Source organism: Pseudomonas viridiflava (assembly GCF_900602065.1).
In the GTDB taxonomy this organism is placed as follows: domain Bacteria; phylum Pseudomonadota; class Gammaproteobacteria; order Pseudomonadales; family Pseudomonadaceae; genus Aquipseudomonas.
Genome location: NZ_UWFN01000238.1, coordinates 1 through 285 on the forward strand (window position 1 = coordinate 1; position 285 = coordinate 285).

The 285-nt window shown below is 63.2% G+C and carries 1 pseudogene; it reads left to right on the forward strand.

The annotated features are described in order from the left end of the window. A pseudogene (locus EE949_RS13015) lies at nt 1-285 on the forward strand (hypothetical protein); the annotation flags it as partial.

Genomic DNA, 285 nt, shown 5'->3' on the forward strand with positions numbered 1-285 from the left:
CGGTATGCCTGTTGCCCGCGCTGCTTGGCAGGATCGAAATTCATCCCGCGCAGTGGCCGCTCAAACTGGCCCAGCAGATGCTCGATTGCCGCGCCGCCTTGCTGCAACGCGTCAGCACGCCGATTTTGCTGATACTGCTGCTGGCCTTCTGCGGTGGCGGTCTCTGGCACCTGACCACCAAGAACGACATCCGTCAGTGGGTCGCGGCCCCGCAGTCGCTGACCGACGAAGCCCAGGCCATCGCACGCATCACCGGATATCAGCCCACCAGTCAGTTCTTTCTGG